This window comes from Streptomyces sp. SolWspMP-5a-2 (assembly GCF_900091845.1).
Taxonomy (GTDB): Bacteria; Actinomycetota; Actinomycetes; order Streptomycetales; family Streptomycetaceae; genus Streptomyces; species Streptomyces doudnae.
In genome coordinates, this window is the sequence record NZ_FMCI01000262.1 from 1 (window position 1) to 1,969 (window position 1,969).

Annotated in this window: 2 protein-coding genes; one reads left to right on the plus strand and one right to left on the minus strand. The window is 74.5% G+C overall.

Annotated elements, in window-relative coordinates:
* Positions 1 to 127: 127 nt before the first annotated feature.
* Complete coding sequence (locus GA0115242_RS26590; protein WP_093832768.1) at positions 128 to 529, plus strand: MerR family transcriptional regulator; 402 nt, start codon at positions 128 to 130, stop codon at positions 527 to 529.
* Positions 530 to 627: 98 nt separating this feature from the next.
* Here the strand turns inward: GA0115242_RS26590 and GA0115242_RS26595 are convergent.
* A partial coding sequence (locus GA0115242_RS26595; RefSeq protein WP_237549327.1) for a glucoamylase family protein occupies positions 628 to 1,969 on the minus strand: 1,342 nt, incomplete at its 5' end.

Consider the following 1,969-nt stretch of genomic DNA (forward strand, 5'->3'; position numbering starts at 1 on the left):
CCGGCCCCGGCACGGCGGCGCGTGGCGGCCCGCGACCCCGGCAACTCTACCCTAACGTTAGGGTAGAGATCGGTGGCCGGGCGGCACCGGACGGTGGGCCCGCAGCGAGAGAGGCCGGGACAGGGACGTGGACGGCAGGCACATGCAGATCGGGGAGGTCGCCGCGCGGACCGAGCTGTCCCTGCGCACCATCCGGCACTACGAGGACGCCGGGCTCGTGGTGCCGTCGGCCCGCTCGCAGGGCGGCTTCCGCCTCTACACCGAGTCCGACGTGGACCGCCTGATGATCATCCGCAGGATGAAGCCGCTCGGGTTCACGCTGGACGAGATGCGCTCCCTGCTGGAGACGACCGACCGGCTCGACGCGGACGAGCCCGCGGCGCCCGAGGAGCGGGCCGAACTGCTGGCCCGGCTGCGGGAGTTCGAGGCGGCGGCCGGGCGCAGGGTGGCCGACCTGCGGGTCCAGCTCGCGCGGGCGGAGGAGTTCGCGGCCCGCCTCGCCGCCCGCCTCCCGGACCCGGACGCCTAGGTCGTGTCCGGCGGGCCCCCGGCGCACCGGCGGTCGGCCTGCCCCCGGGGACGGGGACAGGCCGACAGGTTCGGCACGGGTCCCGGGCGGGACGGCTCTCAGATCGAGAAGCGCTCCCTGGCGAGCAGCGGGCGGACCCGGGCGGCGAAACCGCCGGTGCGGAACGGGGTCTGGAGCAGCCCGGGGCGCAGGTGCTGGGCGAGGGCCGCCACGATCATGCCCTGGTCGAGGGCGAGGACGACGTCGCTGACCCGGCCCGTGGTGACGTCCACCGAGTCGCGGAAGCCGTACCGGTCGTCGTAGGCGCCGAACGCGCGGTCCAGGGCGCGCAGATTGGCCAGCGCCTCGGCGGGCGCCTGCGGCAGGGCCAGGAAGGAGGCGTGCGGGGTGACCGTGCCGAGCGAGTGGTAGCCGTCCTCCTGCATGCCGATGGCGTCGACGCCGTACTCGCGGTAGCCGCCGGACGGGACGGAGGCCGGGGAGAAGCCCCAGAAGCCGTACTCCTCCTCGTCCAGGCCGTGTTCGATCTGGCTGCGCACGTACCTGCGGTGCGTGGTCCCCCACGAGCGCGGCGACCAGGTGGACTCCGGCACGAACAGCGGCACCATCAGCGCCTCGAACATCGAACCGCCCCAGGTGGGGACGAGCTTGCGGCCCCGGTAGGTGTAGTGCCCCTCCCAGACCCGCACCCCGTCCACGGTCACGTACCGGCCGCCGGGCTCCTGTTCCTGGCCCATGCCGGGCAGCAGGGTGCGCAGCAGGTGCCAGTAGTGCGCCGAGGGCAGCGAGCCGTCCGCGATGCCGAGGTAACTCGCCATCCGGGGCTCGGTGTTGAGGGCGCCGTAGTGGTGGCCGGTGGGCTCGCCCCTGCCCGGCTTGTCCGGCCAGTAGCCGCCCCGGAGCTGGCCGGGGCCCGCGACCGGGTCGGCCGGGTCGTAGGGCGTGTAGTAGTACGACCAGTCGGCGTCGGCGAGCAGCGCCCCGATCCGGGGCCGCAGCGCGGGATCGGCGTCCGCGGCGATCCGCAGCCCGGTCACCAGCCACGCGTTGTCGACGGTGGACAGGAAGGGGCGGATCGGGTCGCCGGTCTCCGGCCACGACGTGAGGAGCGAACCGTCGTGCGCGTCGTACCAGTTGAACCAGAACCCGTGGGCGCGCTCCAGCCGTTCGACGGCGGCGACGGCGCGCTGGAGACGCCGGTGCATGGCGGACTCGGAGAGGATCCCGAGTCCGGCGGCCGCGACCGTGGACCACAGGCCGCAGCCGATGTTGGTGGGCGAGGTCTGCGCGGACGGCACCGGGGCGGCGCCGCTGACGTCGATCTTGTCGGTGGCCAGGCCGAGTTCGGTCGTCATGGCCTCCATCGAGCGGTACGTGGCGGCGAACCAGGCGCGGGCCAGGCGCTGTTCGTCGTCGTGGCGGCGGGCGGGCGCGGCGGCG